Annotated in this window: 14 protein-coding genes; 8 read left to right on the top strand and 6 right to left on the bottom strand. The window is 77.2% G+C overall.

The genetic code is table 11. From position 1 onward, the window contains the following. Window positions 1-30 precede the first annotated feature (30 nt). Both wecC and wecB read left to right on the top strand, forming a co-directional pair. Window positions 31-1,314: a UDP-N-acetyl-D-mannosamine dehydrogenase gene (gene wecC, locus WAA21_RS15080; protein ID WP_336923652.1), complete on the top strand. Its 1,284-nt coding sequence runs from the start codon at window positions 31-33 to the stop codon at window positions 1,312-1,314. Next, a complete protein-coding gene (wecB, locus tag WAA21_RS15075) occupies window positions 1,311-2,462 on the top strand; it encodes a non-hydrolyzing UDP-N-acetylglucosamine 2-epimerase (RefSeq protein WP_336923651.1) in 1,152 nt (383 codons plus the stop codon). Before wecC ends, wecB begins: the two co-directional genes overlap by 4 nt. On the opposite strand, the gene WAA21_RS15070 is transcribed toward wecB, so the two are convergent. Further along, window positions 2,452-4,035 carry a hypothetical protein gene (locus WAA21_RS15070; protein WP_336923650.1) on the bottom strand — a complete coding sequence of 528 codons (1,584 nt, stop codon included), beginning with the start codon at window positions 4,033-4,035 and terminating at the stop codon, window positions 2,452-2,454. The genes wecB and WAA21_RS15070 overlap by 11 nt on opposite strands. 115 nt (window positions 4,036-4,150) lie before the next feature. On the opposite strand from WAA21_RS15070, the gene WAA21_RS15065 reads away from it, so the two are divergent. Genes WAA21_RS15065 through WAA21_RS15055 form a run of 3 tightly spaced genes read left to right on the top strand, consistent with a single transcriptional unit; the run spans window position 4,151 to window position 10,048 of the window. Next, window positions 4,151-5,941, top strand: coding sequence for a glycosyltransferase family protein (locus WAA21_RS15065; RefSeq protein ID WP_336923649.1), 1,791 nt, complete (start codon window positions 4,151-4,153; stop codon window positions 5,939-5,941). Then, on the top strand, window positions 5,934-8,960 hold the full coding sequence (locus WAA21_RS15060) for a polysaccharide pyruvyl transferase family protein (protein WP_336923648.1): 3,027 nt from the start codon (window positions 5,934-5,936) through the stop codon (window positions 8,958-8,960). Before WAA21_RS15065 ends, WAA21_RS15060 begins: the two co-directional genes overlap by 8 nt. After that, on the top strand, window positions 8,957-10,048 hold the full coding sequence (locus tag WAA21_RS15055; RefSeq protein ID WP_336923647.1) for a glycosyltransferase family protein: 1,092 nt from the start codon (window positions 8,957-8,959) through the stop codon (window positions 10,046-10,048). Before WAA21_RS15060 ends, WAA21_RS15055 begins: the two co-directional genes overlap by 4 nt. Here the strand turns inward: WAA21_RS15055 and WAA21_RS15050 are convergent. The 3 genes from WAA21_RS15050 to WAA21_RS15040 form a co-directional block, all read right to left on the bottom strand. Next, a complete protein-coding gene (locus tag WAA21_RS15050) occupies window positions 10,045-11,118 on the bottom strand; it encodes an LCP family protein (RefSeq protein WP_336923646.1) in 1,074 nt (357 codons plus the stop codon). The two genes, WAA21_RS15055 and WAA21_RS15050, sit on opposite strands and share 4 nt — an antisense overlap. Window positions 11,119-11,242: 124 nt before the next feature. Further along, window positions 11,243-13,279 (bottom strand): hypothetical protein, encoded by a 2,037-nt coding sequence (locus tag WAA21_RS15045; RefSeq protein ID WP_336923645.1) that lies wholly within the window; start codon window positions 13,277-13,279, stop codon window positions 11,243-11,245. A 5-nt stretch (window positions 13,280-13,284) separates the two neighbouring features. Then, a complete protein-coding gene (locus WAA21_RS15040; protein WP_336923644.1) occupies window positions 13,285-14,763 on the bottom strand; it encodes a magnesium chelatase in 1,479 nt (492 codons plus the stop codon). Between the two features lie 54 nt (window positions 14,764-14,817). Here WAA21_RS15040 and WAA21_RS15035 point away from each other — a divergent pair, with 54 nt between their 5' ends. Together WAA21_RS15035 and ilvA are read left to right on the top strand one after the other, a co-directional pair. Continuing rightward, entirely contained in the window at window positions 14,818-15,996 is a 1,179-nt protein-coding gene (locus WAA21_RS15035; RefSeq protein ID WP_336923643.1) for an AI-2E family transporter, read from the top strand. After that, complete coding sequence (ilvA, locus tag WAA21_RS15030; protein ID WP_336923642.1) at window positions 15,993-17,222, top strand: threonine ammonia-lyase; 1,230 nt, start codon at window positions 15,993-15,995, stop codon at window positions 17,220-17,222. The genes WAA21_RS15035 and ilvA overlap by 4 nt, the downstream gene beginning before the upstream one ends. Here ilvA and rfbA read toward each other — a convergent pair. Together rfbA and WAA21_RS15020 are read right to left on the bottom strand one after the other, a co-directional pair. Further along, window positions 17,201-18,103, bottom strand: coding sequence for a glucose-1-phosphate thymidylyltransferase RfbA (gene rfbA, locus WAA21_RS15025; protein ID WP_336923641.1), 903 nt, complete (start codon window positions 18,101-18,103; stop codon window positions 17,201-17,203). The genes ilvA and rfbA overlap by 22 nt on opposite strands. A gap of 49 nt (window positions 18,104-18,152) precedes the next feature. After that, window positions 18,153-18,749: a dTDP-4-dehydrorhamnose 3,5-epimerase family protein gene (locus tag WAA21_RS15020; RefSeq protein WP_336923640.1), complete on the bottom strand. Its 597-nt coding sequence runs from the start codon at window positions 18,747-18,749 to the stop codon at window positions 18,153-18,155. A 121-nt stretch (window positions 18,750-18,870) separates the two neighbouring features. Here WAA21_RS15020 and rfbD point away from each other — a divergent pair, with 121 nt between their 5' ends. Then, a complete protein-coding gene (gene rfbD, locus WAA21_RS15015) occupies window positions 18,871-19,770 on the top strand; it encodes a dTDP-4-dehydrorhamnose reductase (RefSeq protein WP_336923639.1) in 900 nt (299 codons plus the stop codon). Window positions 19,771-20,137 lie beyond the last annotated feature (367 nt).

Here is a 20,137-nt window from a genome sequence, read left to right as displayed (position 1 = left end):
AACCCCGAGCACGGAAGTGAGACCTCTCGCGTGACAGATCTTCAGACCGTGGCGGTCGTGGGGCTCGGCTACATCGGCCTGCCCACCGCGGTCGCGATCAGCGACCGGGGCACGCGCGTCGTCGGCGTCGACGTCAACGAGGCGACCGTGGCCGCCGTGAACGCCGGCGAGGCACCGTTCGTGGAGCCCGACCTCGCCGAGGTGCTCGAGCGCGCGGTGCGCGCCGGCAACCTGTCCGCGACGACCGAGGTGCCGGAGGCCGACGCCTACATCATCGCGGTGCCGACGCCCTTCCTCGCCGACCGCACGGCCGACCTGTCCTACGTGCGGGCGGCCGCCGAGGCCGTCGCCCCCCGCCTCCGCGGCGGGGAGATCGTCATCCTCGAGTCGACGTCGCCGCCCGGCGCGACCGAGCAGATGGGGCGCTGGCTGCTCGCGGCCCGCCCGGACCTGGCCGTCGCGGGTGCGGGCGACGGGCGACCCGAGGTGAGCCTCGCCCACTGCCCCGAGCGCGTGCTGCCCGGACGCATCATGGTCGAGCTCGTCGAGAACGACCGCGTGATCGGCGGGCTGACGCCCGCGTGCGCCGAGCGGGCCGCCGACGTCTACCGGACGTTCTGCGAGGGCCAGCTGTTCCTCACCGACGCGGTGACGGCCGAGCTGTGCAAGCTGGTCGAGAACTCCTTCCGCGACGTCAACATCGCCTTCGCCAACGAGCTCGCGGGCATCTGCGACCACCTGGGCGTGGACGTCTGGCGCCTCATCGAGCTGGCGAACCGCCACCCGCGCGTCAACATCCTCAAGCCCGGACCGGGCGTGGGCGGGCACTGCATCGCGGTGGACCCGTGGTTCATCGTGGCCGCGGCGCCGGACCGCAGCCACCTCATCCGGCAGGCGCGCGAGATCAACGACGCGCGCCCCGAGCAGGTCGTCGCGAAGGCGCTCGCGACGCTGCCCGCCGAGGGCCCCGTCACCGTGGCCGCGCTCGGGCTGGCGTTCAAGGCCGACATCGACGACCTGCGGGAGTCCCCCGCGCTGCACGTCGCCGAGCGGCTCGCCGACGAGCTCGGCGAGCGCGGCACGGTCCTCGCGGTCGAGCCGCACGTGGAGGCGCTGCCCCGCTCGCTGGCCAACCGGCGCAACGTGCGCCTCGTCGACCTCGACACCGCGCTGGCCGACGCGCAGTCCTTCGTGCTGCTCGTCGACCACAGCGCCTTCGCCGCGGTCGACACCGCCCGGCTCGGCGAGCGGCCGGTCGTCGACACACGGGGGCAGTGGCGGCACCTCGTCGACGCCGCGGGGACGCCTGCGTGAGCGCGGAGCGCAAGGTCCTGCTCGTCTACGGCACCCGGCCCGAGGCGATCAAGGTCGCCCCGCTCGTGACGGCCCTGGAGCAGGCCGAGGGCCTCACCCCCGTCGTGGCCGTCACCGGCCAGCACCGCGAGATGCTCGACCAGGTCAACGACCTGTTCGGCATCCGCCCCGCCCACGACCTCGACATCATCCAACCGCGGCAGACGCTGGTCGACGTGACCGTGCGGTCGCTGGAGGGCGTCACCCGCATCCTGCAGGAGGAGCGGCCGGACGCCGTGGTCGTGCAGGGCGACACCACCACCTCCACGGTCGCCGCGCTCGCCGCGGCCTACGAGAAGGTGCCGGTCGTGCACCTGGAGGCAGGGCTGCGCACCCACGAGCGGTACAACCCGTTCCCGGAGGAGATCAACCGCCGGGTGACGGGGCAGCTGACGTCGGTGCACCTCGCGCCCACGGCGACGAGCCGGGCCAACCTGCTGCGCGAGGGCGTCCCGGCCGCCGACGTCGCCGTCACCGGCAACACGGTCATCGACGCGCTGCTGTCGGTGGTGGGCGCCGACTCCGCCCTGCGCAGCGAGGAGCTGAGGCACCTCGACGACGACCCCCGGCAGGTGCTGCTCGTCACCACCCACCGCCGGGAGTCGTGGGGCGCGCCGATGGCCGAGGTGGCGGGCGCCGTCGCGGACGTGGCGCGCGAGCTGCCCGACCTGCTCGTCGTCCTGCCGCTGCACCGCAACCCGGTGGTGCGCGAGGCCGTCCTCCCCGCGGTGGGGGACCTGCCCAACGTGCTGCTCACCGAGCCGCTGGAGTACGCGGAGTTCGCCCGGCTCATGAACCGCGCCCACGTCGTGCTCACCGACTCCGGCGGCGTGCAGGAGGAGGCGCCGAGCCTCGGCAAGCCCGTCCTCGTCATCCGCGAGAACACCGAGCGGCCCGAGGCGGTCGAGGCGGGCACGGTCCGGCTGGTCGGCACCGACCGGGCGCGGGTCCGCGAGGCGGTGCTCGAGCTCTTCCGCGACCCCGCGGCCCACGCCGCGATGGCCAACGCCGTCAACCCCTACGGCGACGGGCGCGCGGCGGCCCGCTGCGTCGCGGCCATCCGCCACTTCCTCGGCGACGGCGAGCGGGAGCCCGACTTCACGCCGTGAGCGGGTCGGTGCCGGACGGCGCCGCCTCGCCCCGGCCGGTGCCGGCCAGCACCGCGTCGAGCTCCGGCACGGGCATGCCGAGGTCGTGGTCGAACCGGGCCCGCGCGTTGCCCACGAGCAGCACGTCGGCGAGGTCCTCGCCGAGCGCGCGCACCCCGGTGGCCCCGGCCGCGTGCAGCGCGACCTCGCGCGCGAGCGGCCCGCACGCCCGCAGCGCGCGCTCGTCGACCGTCGTGACGGCCGGGAAGGCCCGGCGGCCCCAGGTACCGGTCAGCACCGCGAGGTTGTCCCGGGCGGCCCGGCCCAGGTCGACCACGACGCCGCCCTCGCGCACCTCGTGCAGCGCGTGGCAGAACCCGGCGAAGTGCGAGCGCGTGCCGATGGCCGGCGCGAAGGGCCCGCTGCCGTGCCACGCGACGCGGTCGCCGGTCGCGCGGGCGGCCGCGACCAGCTCGAGGACGTGCGGTGACCGGGCGAGCAACCGGTCGAGGTCGAGCCCGGTGACGAGCGCGTCCGGCCGGCCGGCGGCGGCGGCCGAGGACAGCGCGAGCAGCGCGAACTCCGTGCACTTCGGGCACGCGCCGCAGAAGCGGCGGCGCGCCCTGGTCCGCATGCACATGACCATGCCCGCGTGGGCCTCGGGGTGCAGGCGCTGCAGCGCCCGGAACGAGACGGTCTCGGTGACGGCGTAGTGCGTGCTCTCGACGCCGAGCGGCACCCCCAGCACCGAGGCGTAGTAGCGGGACAGCGCGAGGAGGCGCTCGGGCCGGCCGGACGCGTTGGCCCACACGCGGGTGCCGTCCGGGGCGTCGCGCACGGTGTAGCCGCCCGCGGTGCGGCTGACGGTGACCGCCCCCACGCCGTGGTGCAGCAGCGCCGGCAGCAGTGCGGCGGTGTAGAGGTTGACGTGGGGGCGGACCGCCCGCCCGGCCGGGGTGAGCGTGCTGAGGAAGTCGATGCGCACCACCTGGACCGGTGACCCGGTGGCCCGTCGGGCCGGCGCCAGGACCGTGCGGCGGCTGCGGGCCTCGGTGCGGAGGCGGCTGACGGGGCGCGAGCTGAAGTGCTGAACGACGTGCAGCAGCAGCACGTCCTCCGCCGGGCGCGAGGCCAGCAGGGCGTGGGCCGCGAGGGTGCTGTCCTTGCCGCCGCCGTAGCTGACCGCCACGGCCCCGGCGCGCAGCGGGGGGCGGCGCCCGACGAAGGGCTCGTGACCGCCCGCCGGCGCCGGCGGGCCCTCGAAGGTGACGTGCGACGCGCCGTGCCAGGCCCGCCACCAGTCGAGGACGACCGACGGCACGGGCTCGGCGAGGCGGACGACGACCCGGTCGGCGAGTCGCGCCCACACGGGCAGCTGGAGGGTGAGCAGGACGTCGTGCAGGACGGCGCGGTGCAGGCGGTCGAGGGGGACCCCGTCCAGGCGCATCGACCACCGCCGCCGCAGCTGCAGCGCGTCCGGGTGGTCGCCGTCCCACGCGAAGTCGACCCGGTCGCCCCGCACCACCGGCGGGAGAAGCCGCACCACCGCCCGCGCCGGCCGGGCGGCACCGCCCTCGACCCCGTGCGACCCCACGCCCAGAGCCTGCCCCACCATGGGCGGAGGTGGCCCGGGGGCGCGCCGTGACGGGCGGGGGCCGCGCGCCACTACGCTCGGGACGGCTCGGTGGCGGAGGACGGGAGAGGTCGGCATGCACGACGCAGGTCCCCCGACCGCGCCGCGGCGACCGCTGCGCGTCGCCACGCTCCTCGACCCCTGGCTGCGCGCCGCGATCGACCCCGAGTGCCGCCAGGTGCCCGTGTCCGCCCGCCGGTGGCGCCTGCCCGCGCGGCGCCCGGACCTGCTCCTCGTCCAGGCGACGGCCGTCCGAGGCGCCCCGTGGTCGCGCGGTCCGGCCGGGAGCCAGGAGCCGGCCCCGGCGCTGCGCCGCCTGGTCCGCGGGCACGCCGCCGACGGCGTCCCGACGGTGCTGTGGCTCACCGACCCCGACGGGTGGCGGCACGACCTCGCCACGGCCCGGCTGTTCGGCACGGTGCTCACCGTCGACCCGGCCTCGACCGCCGAGCTGGCCGAGAGCCTGGGGCACGAGCGGGTGCACGTCATGGCGATGGCCGTGCAGCCCCGGACCGTCAACCCGCTCGTCGCGCCCGTGCCGGCGGCGCGCCGTGCGGTGCTGCTCGGGGCCGCGCTCGCCGACGACGTCGAGGGGCCCGACGAGTGGCTCGCGACGCTCGTCGGCGCCCGCAAGGACAACCGGCCGCAGCTCGTGAGCGTCGTGCAGGACGACGCGGCCGGTCCGGTGGCCGACCCCGGCCCCGACGTGCTCCACGCGGCGGTGGCCGCCGGGAAGCCGGCGGTGGACCCGGCGGCGGACCTCGCGCCGGACCCCGGCGCCGGGCCCGAGCGGCTGCACGGCCTGCGGCACGCGTCCGTGCCCGCGCACCGGCTCCCGGGTGTGTACCGGGCGCACGAGGTCGTGCTCGCCCGCGGCGGGCCCGGCCTGCCCGACCTCGCGCTGCGGGCCGCGGTCGAGGCCAGCGCCGCGTCCGTCGCGGTCGCGGTCCCGGACGCCGCGGCGCTGGAGGCCCAGCACGCGGGCCGCCTCACGCTCGTGCCGGCCGGCGAGGCCGGGGCCGACGCCCTCCGCGCGCTGCTCGGCAGCCCGGAGCTGCGGGACCGGCTCGCGCACCGGGCCATGCGCCACGTCCTCGCGCACCACACGTGGGCCCACCGGGTCGACCAGCTCGCGCGCCTGCACGGGCTGCCCGTCACCGAGCGCCGGCGGTGCGTCACCGTGGTGGTCCCCGCGACCCGCGGCCACCGCCTGGCCCGCGTCCTGCAGCAGGTGGGCGCCCAGACCCACCGCGACGTCGAGCTCGTCGTGCTGGACCGCGGCGCCGGACTCGACCCGGCCGACCTCGTCGCCCGCGCGCGCCGGGCCGGCCTCGCGCCGCCCGCACTCGTGCCGTCCTCGACCGCCGAGGCGCTGCCCGACGCGCTGCACCGGGCCGCGGACCACCTCACCGGTGACCTCGTGGCCGTGCTCGACGAGCTCGGGCACTACGCGCCGCGCTACCTCGCCGACCAGGTGGCGGCCGCGCAGTGGGCGCCGGGCGCGGTGCTGGGCAAGCGGGCCCACTACGTGCACCTGGAGGCGACCGGCGCGACCGTCCTGCGCCACCCCGGCGAGGAGCACCGCACGGTCGAGGCGCTCGAGCCCGGCACCCTGCTGCTGCCGCGGGCGCTGCTCGCCGACCTCGTCGCACCCCCGGCGGAGCCGGGAGCGGACGCCGCGACCACGCGCGACGAGCCGGCCGCGGACCTCGTGGGGCGGGCGCGGGCGGCGGGGGTCGACCTCGTCGCCACCGACCGCTTCTCCTTCCTGCGGCGGCGGGAGACCGACGGGCTGCGCCCCGAGCTGCTGCCGGGGACCTCGCTCGTGCAGTTCTACGGACCCGCGGAGGCCCACGTCGATGTCTGAGCCGAACGACCTGCCCCCCGTCGCGGAGCAGCGGCGCGCGCTCGAGGCCGCGGGGACGACGACGGCCCGGCCGCTGCGGGTGGTCTTCGTCGGCCGCTTCGACAACGGGGCCACCGACATCGTCGCCGGCCTGCTGCGCTCGCTGCGCGAGCTCGGCCACGACGTCGTCCACGTGGACCCCTCGGCGCACCCGCAGGTCCTGGCGGACCCCGAGCGCTACAACGGCGGCTACGGCCCGGTCCTGCTCGACCTCGACACCCTCGAGCCGGTCCTCGCCCGTCACCGCCCGCACCTGCTCGTGCTGTGCGCGGGCGGGGTGGTGCTCACCGCGGAGCAGTCCGACCGGCTCGCCGAGCGCGGCGTGCTGAGCCTCGGCATGACGCTGTCGGACCCCGACGTCCGCGACAGCGTCGTCGACCACGTCGACGCGTTCGACTGGCACACGACGAACGCCGTGCTCGCGCTGGAGGCCTACCTCGCCGACGGGCACGTGCGCACCTCGCTGTTCGGCTTCGGCATCGACCGCGCCTTCGCCGTCCAGCACGTGCCGCGCGCCCCGGAGCTGCGTCACGACGTCATCTGCGTCGGTCACGCGGTGCGGCGCCCCGAGCGCAACGCCGCGATGAGCGCGCTGGCCGAGACCCTCGACGTCGGCGTCTACGGCAAGGGCTGGGAGCTGCCCGGCGTCGGCACCGTCGCGGGCAGCCGTCTCGTCCAGGCGATGCGCGAGGGCGCGGTCCACGTCAACTTCCCCGGCACGAAGGCCGGCTACGTGAACGTGAAGTGCGGCGTGTTCGAGTCCGTGGCCGCCGGGGCGGTCGTGGCGACCGAGACCTTCGAGGAGATGCGCCGGTACTTCGCCTACGACGAGGAGGTCCTCGGCTACACCGACGTCGCCGACCTGCAGGTCCGGGTGCGCGACCTCGTCGCCGACCCCGACCGCCTGGAGCGCATGCGCCGCGCCGCCTTCGCCCGCCTCGTGCGCGATCACCTGTACGAACGGCGCTGGGAGGCGCTGCTCGAGCAGCTGCTGGGCGGTCCGCTGCCGCAGGCCGACCCGCGCAGCGCCCGCATCGAGCAGTGGCGGCAGCGCGTCGCCGACGGCCCCGCCGCGCGCACCCGGCGGGTCGCGGTCGCCGGCTGGTACGGCGCCGGGAACGTCGGCGACGACCTCCTGCTGGAGTCGGTGGCCGGGGCGCTGGAGCGGGCCGGCGCCGCCGTCGAGGTGGTGGGCCACGACCCCGCCGCGGTACTGCGCCGTCACGGCCTGCCGGCGGTGTCGCGGCTCGACCTGCCCGGCGTCGAGCAGGTGCTCGGCCGTTGCGACGCGCTCGTGCTCGGCGGCGGCGGCCTGCTGCACGACTACACGTTCCAGGCCAACGGCGGCGTGGTCGGCACCTTCGCCTCCTCCCACGGCTCGCCGAGCTCCCTGCTGCCGCTCGCGCTCACCGCCCGCATCCTGCGCCGGCCGTTCCACCTGTACGGCATCGGCGCCGGACCGCTCACGGACCCCGGCGCGCGCGACCTCGTCGACCACCTCGTGCAGCTCGCCGACAGCGTCGACGTGAGGGACGAGGAGTCCGCGCAGCTGCTGCGCGACGTCGCCGCCCCGGGGCGCCGACCGGCCGTCGGGACGCACCCGGACCCGGTGTACGGGCTGCCCGTCGCCGACGTCGCCCCGCGCGTGGCGCCGGGCGCGGTCGCAGTCAACGCGCGGCCGTGGCCCGCGGCGCCCGAGGGGTTCCGGCCCGCCCTCGTGCGGGTGCTGCGCGACCTCGTCGCGCGCGGCGAGCGGCTCGTCGGGCTGCCGATGGCCCCGCAGGACGTCGCCGTCACCGCGGCGCTGCTCCGGGAGGTGACCGGCGCCGAGGACGTGGAGATGGTGCCGCTGGGCGGCGGCACCGACGCCTTCGTCGCCGACGTCGGCGCGTCGCGGGCCGTGGTCGCCATGCGGCTGCACGCGTGCCTGCTCGCCCACCGCCGGCGCGTCCCCGTCGTCGGGCTGTCCTACGACCCGAAGGTGCGGCGCCACTTCGCCGAGCTCGGTCGCGACGACCTCGTCGTCGACCTCGAGGCGGTCGCCGCGGACGACGGTGCCGCGCTCGCCCGCGCCGTCGACCGGGCGCTCGCCGAGGGCGGCACGCTGCCCGAGCCGGCCGCGCAGGCCGTCGCCCTCCTCGAGGCCGGCTCGACGGAGGGGCTGCTGGCCCTCGCCCGTCGCGTCGTCGAGGCCCCCGCCGCCCCGCGACGGGCCGAGACCATCCGCTTCCCCGGCCGCGCGCCCACGAGCGGCGCGCCGGCGCCCACGGCCCCGACCGGGCCGACGGGACCCGCCGGCATGACCGCGGCCGAGCTCGCGACCGTGGTCCCCGTGTCCTCGGGTCGGCTCGTGGTGGGCGGCGGCGCGCCGGACCGCACGCCCGGCGGCGACCTCCGCGAGGTCCGGGGCAGCGTCCGGGTGCACCTGACCGACGGCGCACCGCGTCGCGGCGACCACGCGGGTGTCGAGTTCGACGTCGCCGGGGGCGCCCCGGTGCGGGCCGAGGTCGTCCTGCAGTCCCGCTTCGCCGAGCGGCGCGCCCGTCGCGGACGGATGGCCGTGCAGGTCCTCGTCGACGGGACCGTCGTGTGGCAGGAGGACGTGGCCGGCTGGGACGAGCGGTGCACCGTCTGGTGCGCGTGGACGCCGCCGGCGGACGGCAGCCGTCTGGAGGTGCGCAGCACCGCGCTGCGCGACTGCGAGGACTGGGGGTGGGGGCGCGCCGGGGCGGTGCTCGTGCACTCCCTGCGCGTGCCGCCGTGGCCCGAGGGTGCCGGCCACGGTGCCGGCGACGGTGTGCTGGTCGGCGGCGGGGTCCCGGCCCGGGACGCGCCGGACGGACCGGACGACGCCGAGGGTCCCGTCGAGCCGGAGCCGGTCTCCGCCTCCCCGCGTCCCGCGGCGGCGCTGCCGTCGCCGACGGCGGGGCGTCGCGCGCTCGGGGTCGTCCGCCGCGTCGCGGGACGGGTGGTCCGGTGAGGATCGCCTTCGTCGACGACATCCTCGAGCGGCACGTGCTCTCCAGCCTCGAGCGGGCGCTGCGGGCCCGCGGGCACGAGGTCCTCACCACCGGGGCGCTGTGGCACGGTGACCGCGCGCCGAGCGACCCCGAGGACGTCGCCCGCGTCGACGCGGCGCTGGAGGACGTGCTGGCGTGGCGCCCGGACGCCGCCCTCACCCCGCGCGTCGCGACCCTGTCGCAGGCGCAGGTCGCCCGGCTGCGCGCGCGGGGCGTCGTCACGGTCGGCTGGTTGCCCGACGACCCGGTGCTGTTCCGCGCGAGCACGGGGAGGCGGGCGCCGTGGTACGACGTCACCCTGCACACCGGCGGCGAGGCCGAGCTCGAGCTGTACGCCGGCGCGGGCGTGCACGGTGTCAGCTTCCCGTTCTTCACCGACGAGGTCGCCTTCCCGCCCGTCGGCCTGGCCCCCGGCCGCTACCGCGGCGCCGGGCCGGAGCTCGGCACCGTGTTCCTCGGCAACACGCACACCCGCGTCAAGCGGTGGCGCCACGAGTGGCTGCGCGCCTCCGGCGCGCCGGTGACGGTGGTGGGGCAGACCGCCGAGGACCAGTCGGGGCTGCCCAGCACCCTGGCCGCCGACGACCGGGAGGTGGCCCGCGTGCTGGCGCGCGCCCGCTACGGCGTGACGATGAGCCAGCGCTTCGCCGACTACGCGGGCACCCGGTACGACTTCCCCGGCCTCGCCGACCTCGGGGTGTTCGCCGTGCCGTCCCGCGTCGTGCAGCTCGCGGCCAGCGGCGTGCCGATCATCGCGAAGGTCGACGACGAGGTGCCGCCGTTCCCGTGCGTGGTCGTGCGGGAGCCGGCGGAGCTGGGTGCGGCCGTGGCGCGCCTGGACGCCGACCCGCGCGCGGCCCGCGACCTCGCCGCGCGGGCGCACGCGTGGTTCCGCTCCGGCTTCCACGCCGACGGGCGCGCCCTGCTGCTCGAGCAGCTGCTCGCCGACCCGGGCTGGGTGCGGGGCACCCCCGCCTCCCACCGCGCCCGGCTGTACCGCACCGTGACCGGGGGTGCGCCGGGGCGGGTGGGCCGGCGGCGCTCCTAGTCGACGCGGTCGCCGAGCACGTCGGCGTCGCCCGTCGCGAGCCACTCGTCGACGGTGCCCGCGCGCATGGCCGCCCACAGCCCGTCCGCGCCGGCCTCGTCGAGCACGACGATCGACTGCCCGTCGGCGCTGCGGGCGGTGCCGTCGGTCGGCACCGTGAGGAACGTCAGGTCGTCGCGGCGCAGCCCGCGCAGCTCCACGGCGAGCTCGCGCAGCTCGCCGCTGCCGAAGCCCTCGTCGAGGGCGACCGAGCGGGTCGTGGCGAGGAGGAACGCGTCGAGCGTCGAAGGGCTGGTGAGGGTGTCGCGGCTCAGCGCCTCCCCGAGCACGGCGCGGATCCAGTTCTGCTGGCGGCGCACCCGGTCGAAGTCGCCGCCGTCGAGCCCGTAGCGCTGGCGGACGTAGTCCAGCGCCTGCTCGCCGTCCATGGTGTACGTGCCGGCGGGGAACTCCGCCCGCATGTCCCGCGTCGTCTCGGGCACCGTGACCTCGACACCGCCGAGCGCGTCGGTCATGGCGACGAAGCCCTCGAAGTCGACGACGCCGAGGTGGTCGACCCGCAGGCCGGTCAGCTGCTCGACCGTCTGCACCATGAGCGCCGGCCCACCGTAGGAGAACGCGGCGTTGATCTTGGCGTCGCCGTGCCCGGGGACCGCCACCCACGTGTCGCGCGGCAGCGACACGACGTACACCGCGTGCCGGTCCGCCGGCACGTGCACGAGCAGGATGGCGTCGGTGCGCTGCGCGCCGTACTCCCACTGCGACGCGTCGCCCGCGGAGATGCGGCTGTCGCTGCCGAGCAGCAGGTAGTTCCGCGCGTCACCCGGCACGGCCGGGTCCTCGACCGCGGGCGGGCGCTCCGCCTCCGGGAGGGCGACGAAGGGGTCCTCGAAGCGCTCGATGTTGCGGTCGTAGCGCTGGCGGAGCGCGACGTCGCCCGCCGCGACGCCCACGCCCAGCAGCACCGCGAGCACGACGAGGACCACGACGGTGCGGCGCAGCAGCCGGGCGGTCCGCGAGCGACGGCGCGGTGCGTCGGCGCCGTGCCCGGGGACGTCGCCCGTGCGCATGACGACCTCCCTCCCGCGCGGCCACCGGGACCGGGGCGGGTGTGCCCGTCGCGCCGGAGCGTGCGGCTCCCGCCAGGGTAGGACGCCTGCTCCGGACGCGGGGCGGGTTCGGGGGAGCGGGGCCCTAGCGGCGGCGCCGGGCCCGCACGTAGCTCGCGACGACCGCCCCGCCGAGCCGGTCGGGGTCCGCGGACAGCACGCGCCCGCCGTTGCGCCGGGCGATCGCGTCGACGAAGCGCACGAGGCCCGGGTCGTCGCCGAGCATGACCGTGTCGACCGGCACGCGCATGCGGGTGAGGGCGTCGACCTCGCGGACGGTCGCCTCCACCGTCTCCGGCAGCGGCGGCCAGCTGAACACCGCCTCGCTCTGCACGCCGCCCGTGCCGTCGGCCCACGTCTCCAGGTGCGCGGTCGGCTCGCCGTCGGTGACGACGAGGACGACGGGGGTCGCGTCGGGGTGGCGCCCGACGTGCCGGCGCGCGAGCGACAGCGCGTGGGCGAGGTTCGTCCCCTGCACGAACGCCGGCTCGACGTGGGCGAGCTCCGTCGTCGTCATCTCCCGCGCGTACCGGTCGAAGCCGATCACCTGCAGGGCGTCACGGGCGTAGCGGGTCTCGACGAGGTGGCCGAGCGCGAGGGCCGTGCGCTTCATGGGCGCCCAGCGGCCCTCGCTCACCATCGAGAACGACAGGTCGACGCACAGCGCGACCGCGGCGCGCGTGCGGTCCTCGGTCTCGACGACCGCCATGTCGACCGGCGCGAGCCGGACGGCGCCGCGGGGGGCGCCGTCCTCGCCCGGCGGCTCGGCCGCGGTCCGCAGCACGGCGTTCGTCACGGTGCGCACGACGTCGAGCGGCTGCTCGTCGCCGAAGCGCCACTCCCGCCAGGCCCCCGTGGGCTCCCCGGCGCTGCCGGCGCGCGCGTCGGCGTGCTCACCGGCCGCGCCGCCGCTCAGCCGGTCCTCCACCGCGCGCAGCGCGCTCTGACCGAGCCGCCGCATCGCCTTGGGCGACAGCCGCGCCTCGGACGCGGGACCCGTCAGCCAGCCCTGGTCGCGCAGCGCCCGCTCCAGCTCGCGCAGCGCCTGCACGTCCTCCGCGGCGGTGCGGCCGAGCGCGCGCTCGACCTGGTCGACGTCGACGTCGTCCAGCGTCGCGCCGGGGTGGCGCTGGCCGAGGGAGTCGAGGAGGTCGTCGAGGTCGGCGATCTCCGCGAGCGCACCCGCCGCCTCGCCGTACCCGGACCGCCCCTGCCCGCGCAGCGGTGTGCGGGGCCCGGCGAGGTCCGGCCGCAGCTCGCTGAGCCGCTGCCCGAGCGAGGCCATCGCCTCGGCGAGACCCGGGTCGCGACCGAGGGCCTGGTCCATGAGGGACGACAGCTCCGCCCGCTGCTCCGGCGAGAGCTGGTCGAGCAGCGCACGCGAGGCCGCGGCGCGACGCGCGAGCTCGTCGACGAGCTCCTCGGTGCTGCGCGGGTCGCCGGGCACGAGGTCGCCGTGCTCGGCCATGAAGCGCTCGAACTGCTCGGTCGTGTCCTCCCCGCGCGCGTGCGCGGCGAGCAGGTCGTCGAGGTCGCGGAGCATCGCGCGCAGCGCCTCCTGCGCGGCGCCGTCGCCCCCGCCCTCGCCCAGCTGCCGCAGGGCCTCGGACATGCCGCGGAACTGGTGGTCGAGGACCTCCTCGCGCAGCTCGTCGAGGACCTGCCGGTACAGCTGCTCGGCCTCCGACGACGCCCAGGCGTAGTCGGACAGCTCGGCGACGGCGCGCGAGGTGGACCGGGGGAGGGAGTCGAGACGGGCCTCGGCGAAGCGGGCGTCGTCGTCGTCCCGGGCGCCCAGCTCCGAGCGCTCGGCGGCGAGCGCCTGGTCGAGGCGGGCCCGGGCCCGGGTGAGCGCGCCCTCGGCGTTGCTGCGCCGCGCGAGCTCGGCCCGTCGCCGGGCGGCGTCGGCGCGCAGCCGGTCCAGCCCGGGACGGCGCCCGTCCCCGGGCCCGTCGCGCAGCAGGTTGCGCAGCGCCTCCGCGGCGCCCTCGCCGTGCATGATGCGCTCGCCGAGCTCGTCGACCGCCGCCCGCACGTCGACCGGCGGCGCGAGCGGGTCGGCGCCGCCGCGCCACGCGCCGTAGCGGTACCCGCGACCGGGCCGGGGGTCGCGCGCGGGCACGGCGCTCAGCCGTCCTCGCCGACGGCGCGGGGGCGCTGCCGGGCGCTGAACCGGGCCCGGCCGTCGCCGACCGGGTCCTTGGCCAGCCGCCGGGTGAGGTGCAGCCCCTCCAGGACGAACTCGACGACGGCGGCGAGCTCCGCGGGCTGCGGGGCGTCCTCCACCCCCAGCCGCGCGCACAGCGCCCCGAGCCCCGGCACGGCGCCGAGCCGGGCGAGGAGGTCGTCGACCCGCACGTCGTCGCCGACCTCGACGGGCTCGCCGTCGGCGACCCGGTCGAGGACGCCGGTGAGGTCGGCGCCGCCCAGCCGGTCGCGGTACGTCTCCGCGGTCGCCACCTTGAGCAGGTGGGCGAGCACCTCGACCTCGCGGCCCTCCTCGCCCGCCTCGAACTCGACCTTCCCGCGCAGCGTCGCGACGGCGGCCTCGAGGTCGCCGGCGCGGGCGACGACGGGCCCGTCCTCGCCGAGGACGGCGGCGCGGCGGTCCGCGGCGGCCGCGACCGTCTCGACCGCGGCGACGGCGAAGCGGGCCGACACCCCCGAGCGGGCGTCGACGCTGGGGGACTCGCGCACGGCACGGGTCCAGCGGGCGACGACCTCGACGAGGTGCACGGGCACCCGCGCGACACCGCCGCGGCCCACGGCCGCCTCCTGCGTGACGAGGTCGACCTCGGCCTGCACGTCGACGGGGTAGTGGGTGCGGACCTCCGCGCCGAAGCGGTCCTTGAGCGGGGTGATGATGCGGCCGCGGTTCGTGTAGTCCTCGGGGTTGGCGCTCGCGACGAGCAGCACGTCCAGCGGCAGGCGCAGCGCGTACCCGCGCACCTGCAGGTCGCGCTCCTCCAGCACGTTGAGCAGGCCGACCTGGATGCGCTCGGCGAGGTCCGGCAGCTCGTTGACGGCGAAGACGCCCCGGTTGGTGCGCGGCAGGAGCCCGAAGTGGATGGTGTCGGGGTCCCCGAGCGAGCGGCCCTCGGCGACCCGGACGGGGTCGACGTCGCCGATGAGGTCGCCGATGCTCGTGTCGGGGGTCGCGAGCTTCTCCCCGTAGCGCTCGCTGCGGTGCCGCCACCCGACGCCCAGCTCGTCGCCGAGCTGCTCCGCGAGCGCCCGGGTGGCCGGCAGGACGGGCGCGAACGGGTCCTCCCACAGCGGCGAGCCCGCGACGTGCGGGCTCCACTCGTCGAGCAGCCCGGCCAGCGTGCGCAGGAGCCGGGTCTTGCCCTGCCCGCGCTCCCCGAGCAGGACCACGTCGTGCCCGGCGAGCAGGGCGCGCTCGAGCTCCGGCAGGACGGTGTCGTCGAACCCGACGACACCCGGCCACCGCTCGGCCGCGGGGTCTCCGGCGCGCATGCGGTCGAGCAGGTTCGCGCGGAGCTCCTCGCGGACGGTGCGCGAGGTCCACCCGCTCCGGCGGAGCTCGCCCACGGTTCGCGGGGAGCCCGCCGGCGGCGCGGGCGGCAGCAGGGAGGCAGCGGACATGGGGCCACGGTAGGCATGCCGGGCGCCGGGGCGCGCGGGGTGGAGGATGTGCCCATGGCGACCCCTCCCACCGCGGACGCCCCGCCGCCCGAGCCGCACCGGGCGCCCCGCCGCGTGCGGGTGCCGTGGGCGCTGGAGATCGCCACGGCGTGGGGGTGGCGGCTGCTGGTCGTCGCGGCGGCGGTGTACGTCTTCGCCTTCCTCGTCCTCGGGCGCATCGACGTGGTCGCGGTGCCGCTCGCGCTGGCCGTCCTCGTCGCGGCCCTCCTCAGCCCGCTGTACCGGGGGCTGGTCCGGGCCCGCACGCCGCGCTACGTCGCCGCGGGGGCGTCGGTCTTCGTCTTCGCGACCCTCCTCGTGCTCGTCGTGACCGTCGTGTCGCAGCAGATCGCGAGCCAGATCGGTGACTTCGGGGCCTCGGCCTCCGACGGCCTCGAGCAGGCCCTGTCGTGGGTGGCCGACCTCGTCGGCGTCCCGCTGTCGTCGGTGGAGGAGACGATCACCGCCGCGGTCGCCTCGCTCACCGAGCAGTCCGCCGGCATCGCCTCGGGCGCCCTCGTCGCCACCGGCGGCGCGATCAGCGTGCTCACCGGCCTGCTGCTCACGCTCTTCGCCGTCTTCTTCTACCTCGCCGACGGCCCGCGCATCTGGACGTTCCTCGTCTCGCTGCTGCCGCGCGAGGGCCGCGAGCGCGCCGACGTCGCCGGACGCCGCTCGTGGGGCACGCTCGCGGGCTACGTGCGGGCGGTGCCGGTGGTGGCCGCGGTGGACGCCGTCGGGATCGGTCTCGGCGCCGCGCTGCTCGGGGTGCCGTTCGCCATCCCCATCGCCGTGTTCACGTTCCTCGGGGCCTTCGTGCCCCTCGTCGGCGCCATCGTGACGGGCGCGCTCGCGGTGCTCGTCGCGCTCGTCACCCAGGGGTGGGTGACCGCCCTCATCCTGCTCGGCGTCGTCATCGCCGTGCAGCAGCTGGAGTCCTACGTCCTGCAGCCGCTCCTGCTCGGCCGCGCCGTCGAGCTGTACCCGCTCGCCGTGGTCACGGCCATCACGACGGGCATCGTGCTCGCGGGCATCGTGGGCGGGGTGCTCGCCGTGCCGCTGCTCGCGATGACGGTCACCTTCGTGCGCTCGCTGGCCGCGCCGCAGGCCGTGCCGGTCGAGGACCCGCCGGTCGCCGCCGCCCCCGACGCCGCCGCCGGCCCCGTCCCGGCGCCCGAGGAGGCCGCCCGGTGAGCGCACCCGCCCCCGTGCCCGGCCGCGACGACGTCCGCGCGGCCCGCGAGGCGCTCGCCGGCGTCGTCCGCCGGACCCCCGTCGTGCGCAACCGCGCCCTGTCCGACCTCGTCGGCGGCGACGTCTGGCTCAAGTGCGAGAACCTGCAGCGGGCCGGCTCCTTCAAGATCCGCGGCGCGTACACGCGCATCTCGCGGCTGTCGCCCGCCGAGCGCGCCCGCGGCGTCGTCGCGGCGAGCGCGGGCAACCACGCGCAGGGCGTCGCGCTCGCCGCGTCGCTGCTCGGTGCCCGCGCGACGGTCTTCATGCCGGTCGGCGCGGCGCTGCCCAAGGTCGCGGCCACGAAGGCGTACGGGGCCGACGTGCAGCACGTCGGCCGCAGCGTCGACGAGGCGCTCGTGGCCGCGGGCGGGTTCGCCGAGCGCACCGGCGCGGTGCTCGTGCACCCCTTCGACCACGCCGACGTGGTGGCGGGGCAGGCGTCGCTCGGTGCCGAGGTGCTCGAGCAGGTGCCGGACGCCCGGACCCTGCTCGTGTGCACCGGCGGGGGAGGGCTGCTCGCCGGGGTCGCGCTCGAGGTGGCCGCGGCGCGCGCCGCCGGGCGGGGCCTCCGCCTCGTGGGGGTGCAGGCGGCCGCGGCCGCCGCCTACCCGCCGTCGCTGGACGCGGGCCGGCCCCTGGCGCTGGAGCGCATGTCGACCATGGCCGACGGCATCGCCGTCGGCCGTCCCGGCGAGGTGCCCTTCGGAATCGTCGCCGACCACGTCGACGAGGTGCGCACCGTGTCGGAGGAGGACCTGTCCCGTGCGCTGGTGCTCCTGCTCGAGCGCGCGAAGCTCGTCGTCGAGCCCGCGGGCGCGGCGGCCGTGGCGGCCGTCCTCGCCGAGCCCACCGCCTTCGAGCCGCCGGTCGTCGCGGTCCTGTCCGGGGGCAACATCGACCCGCTCGTGCTGCACCGGGTGCTGCAGCACGGGCTGGTCGCCGCCGGGCGGTACCTGCGGCTGCGGGTGCGCATCGCCGACCGCCCCGGCGAGCTCGGCCGGCTGCTGGAGGAGGTGGGGCGCAGCGACGCGAACCTCGTCGAGGTGGGGCACCGGCGGACCTCCGCGCGCCTGCACGTCGACGAGGTCGAGGTCGCCCTGCAGCTGGAGACCCGTGGCGGCGAGCACCGCGACGGCGTCATCGCCGCGCTGCGCGGGGCGGGCTACCCCGTCACGCTGGAGTGACCCGGCCCCCAGCGAGGACCCCGCTCCACCAGCCCGACGAGGTAGTCGCCGTAGCCCGACTTGAGCAGCGGCTCGGCGCGGGCACGCAGCTCGTCGTCGCTGAGCCAGCCGTTGCGCCACGCCACCTCCTCGGGGCAGCCGATCTTGAGCCCCTGGCGCTTCTGCACCGCCCGCACGAACTCGCCGGCGTCGAGCATGTCGTCGAACGTCCCGGTGTCGAGCCACGCGGTCCCGCGCGGCAGCACCTCCACGTGCAGCTCGCCGCGGTCCATGTAGTGCCGGTTGACGTCGGTGATCTCCAGCTCGCCCCTCGCCGACGGCGTGATGCCCGCGGCCACGTCGACCACGTCGGCGGTGTAGAAGTACAGCCCCGGGACGGCGAGGTCGCTGCGCGGTCGCTGCGGCTTCTCCTCGATCGACAGCGCCCGGCCGTCCGGGCCGACCTCCACCACGCCGTAGGCGCGGGGCTCGCTCACCCGGTAGGCGAAGATCGTGCTGCGCTGCAGCGGGTTGAACCGGCGCAGGTGCAGGCCGAGCCCGGGGCCGTAGAAGATGTTGTCCCCCAGCGCGAGCGCGGCCGGCTCGCCCGCGAGGAACTCGCGTCCGATGACGAAGGCCTGCGCGAGCCCCTCGGGGCGCGGCTGGACGGCGTAGGAGATGCGGACCCCCAGCCGGTCGCCGTCCCCGAGCAGGCGCTGGAACGACTCGGAGTCCTGCGGGGTCGTGATGACGAGCACGTCCCGGATGCCCGCGAGCATGAGGGTGGACAGCGGGTAGTAGACCATCGGCTTGTCGTAGACCCCGAGCAGCTGCTTGGACGTGCCGCCGGTCAGCGGGTGCAGCCGTGTGCCGGAGCCGCCTGCCAGGATGATGCCGCGCATGGGTCGATCCTGCCGAACACCGCGCCCGGTGCGCGGGAGGTCGGGTGTGTCAGGCCCCGTCGGGGGCGAACACGGGGAGGGCGCCCGCCGCCAGCGCCGCCGATAGCGACGGGGCCGCCTCGTCCTTGGGTGACAGCAGGGGGCGCAGCGGCTCCCCGGCCTCGTCCGTCGTGGGCCAGTCGATCGCGAGGTCGGCGTCCAGCGGGTGCACGCCGTGCTCCGCCCCGGGGCTGTAGCCCGTCGAGCACGCGTAGACGACGGTCGAGCCGTCCTGCAGGGACAGGAACGCGTGACCCAGGCCCTCGGCGACGAACACCGCCCGCTGGGTGACCGCGTCGAGGAGGACGGCCTCGTGGCGGCCGAAGGTCGGTGAGCCGACGCGCAGGTCGACGACCACGTCGAGGACGGCGCCGGCGACGCACGTCACGTACTTGGCCTGCCCCGGGGGCACGTCGGCGTAGTGCACGCCGCGCAGGACGCCGCGGTGCGACACCGACAGGTTCGTCTGCGCGAGGTGCAGGTCGCGGCCGGTCGCCTCCTGCAGCGACGTCTGCGTGAACAGCTCGAGGAAGTGCCCCCGGTCGTCGGCGAAGCGGCGCGGGGTGAAGACCCAGTGCCCGGCGATACCGCTCTGCTCGACGTCCACGGGGGGAGCCTAGGGGCGCCCCGGTGCTCCGCGGACGGCGTCCGCCCTCAGGTGCTACGAATGGCCCACGGCGCCACACGGGGTGGGCCGCTCGCAGCACGGTCGGGTCGGGGGTCGGGACATGCCGGTGACGGACGAGACGGGACCCACGGCACCTCCGCCGGCAGCGCCCGGCCGCTGGCTGGTGACCGGGGCGTCCGGGATGCTCGGCAGCGAGGTCGTCCGGCGTCTCACGGCGCTCGGCCACGACGTCACGGCCGCCACCCGCGCCGACCTCGACGTCACCGACGAGGCCGCCGTGCGGGCGGCCGTCGGCGCCCACGACGTCGTGGTGAACGCCGCGGCCCACACGGCGGTGGACGCGGCGGAGACCGAGGAGGCCTCGGCCTTCGCGGTCAACGCCACGGGACCGCACCTGCTGGCCCGGGCGTGCGCCGGCGCCGGCGTGCCGCTTCTGCACGTGTCGACGGACTACGTCTTCGCCGGCGACGGCACCGTGCCGTACCCGGAGGACGCCCCCGCCCGCCCGGCCTCGGCGTACGGACGGACCAAGGCCGCGGGGGAGTGGGCGGTCGCCGCCTCGGGCGCCCGGGCCTGGGTGCTGCGCACGGCCTGGCTGTACGGCGCAGGGCACCCGTGCTTCCCGCGGTCGATCGCCCGTGCCGCGCGGTCCCGCGACGTCCTGCAGGTGGTCGACGACCAGGTCGGCCAGCCGACGTGGGTCGGCGACCTCGCGCAGCGCGTCGTCGACACGGTGGTGGCGGGCGTGCCGTTCGGGACGTACCACGCGACGGCCACCGGGCAGGTGAGCTGGCACGGGCTCGCGCTCGCGGTCGTGGCGGCGGCGGGGCGCCCCGACGTCGTGGTCGAGCCGGTGTCCTCGGCCACGCTGGCCCGCCCGGCCCCCCGCCCGGCGTGGTCGGTGCTGGGCCACGACGCGTGGCACGGGACGCCGCTCGGTCCCATGCGGGCCTGGGAGACGGCGTTCGCCGAGGCGGTCGCGGGAGGCCTCCTCGAGTAGCGACACGCGTGCGTGACCGGTTACCGACGCAGTGTGACGAAACGCCGGACACGGGCGGGTCCGTCGTGGTCCCATCAGGGAGGGCCACGGCCCCGTCGGGGGCCCTGGGCCCACGACGCCCGACGGTCGGCTCCGGACACCGGAGGCCACCGGACCGTCGGACCCCACCTCGACCTACCTCGGCCGCGAGGCCGTCCCGAAGGGTGCCACACCATGCGAAGGACCGTCCTGGGCGCGACCGCCGTCGCCGTCCTCACCACCAGCCTCGTGGCGGCGCTGCCGGGCGCCACGGCCGCGACGGACCCGGCGCCGTCGGCGGGCGGCACGGGCGCCGCCGCCGAGGCGCCGGCGGCGGCCGAGGCGCTGG

It is taken from the genome of Aquipuribacter sp. SD81, from assembly GCF_037153975.1.
Lineage (GTDB): Bacteria > Actinomycetota > Actinomycetes > Actinomycetales > JBBAYJ01 > Aquipuribacter.
This window is presented reverse-complemented; position numbering and strand designations above follow the sequence as displayed.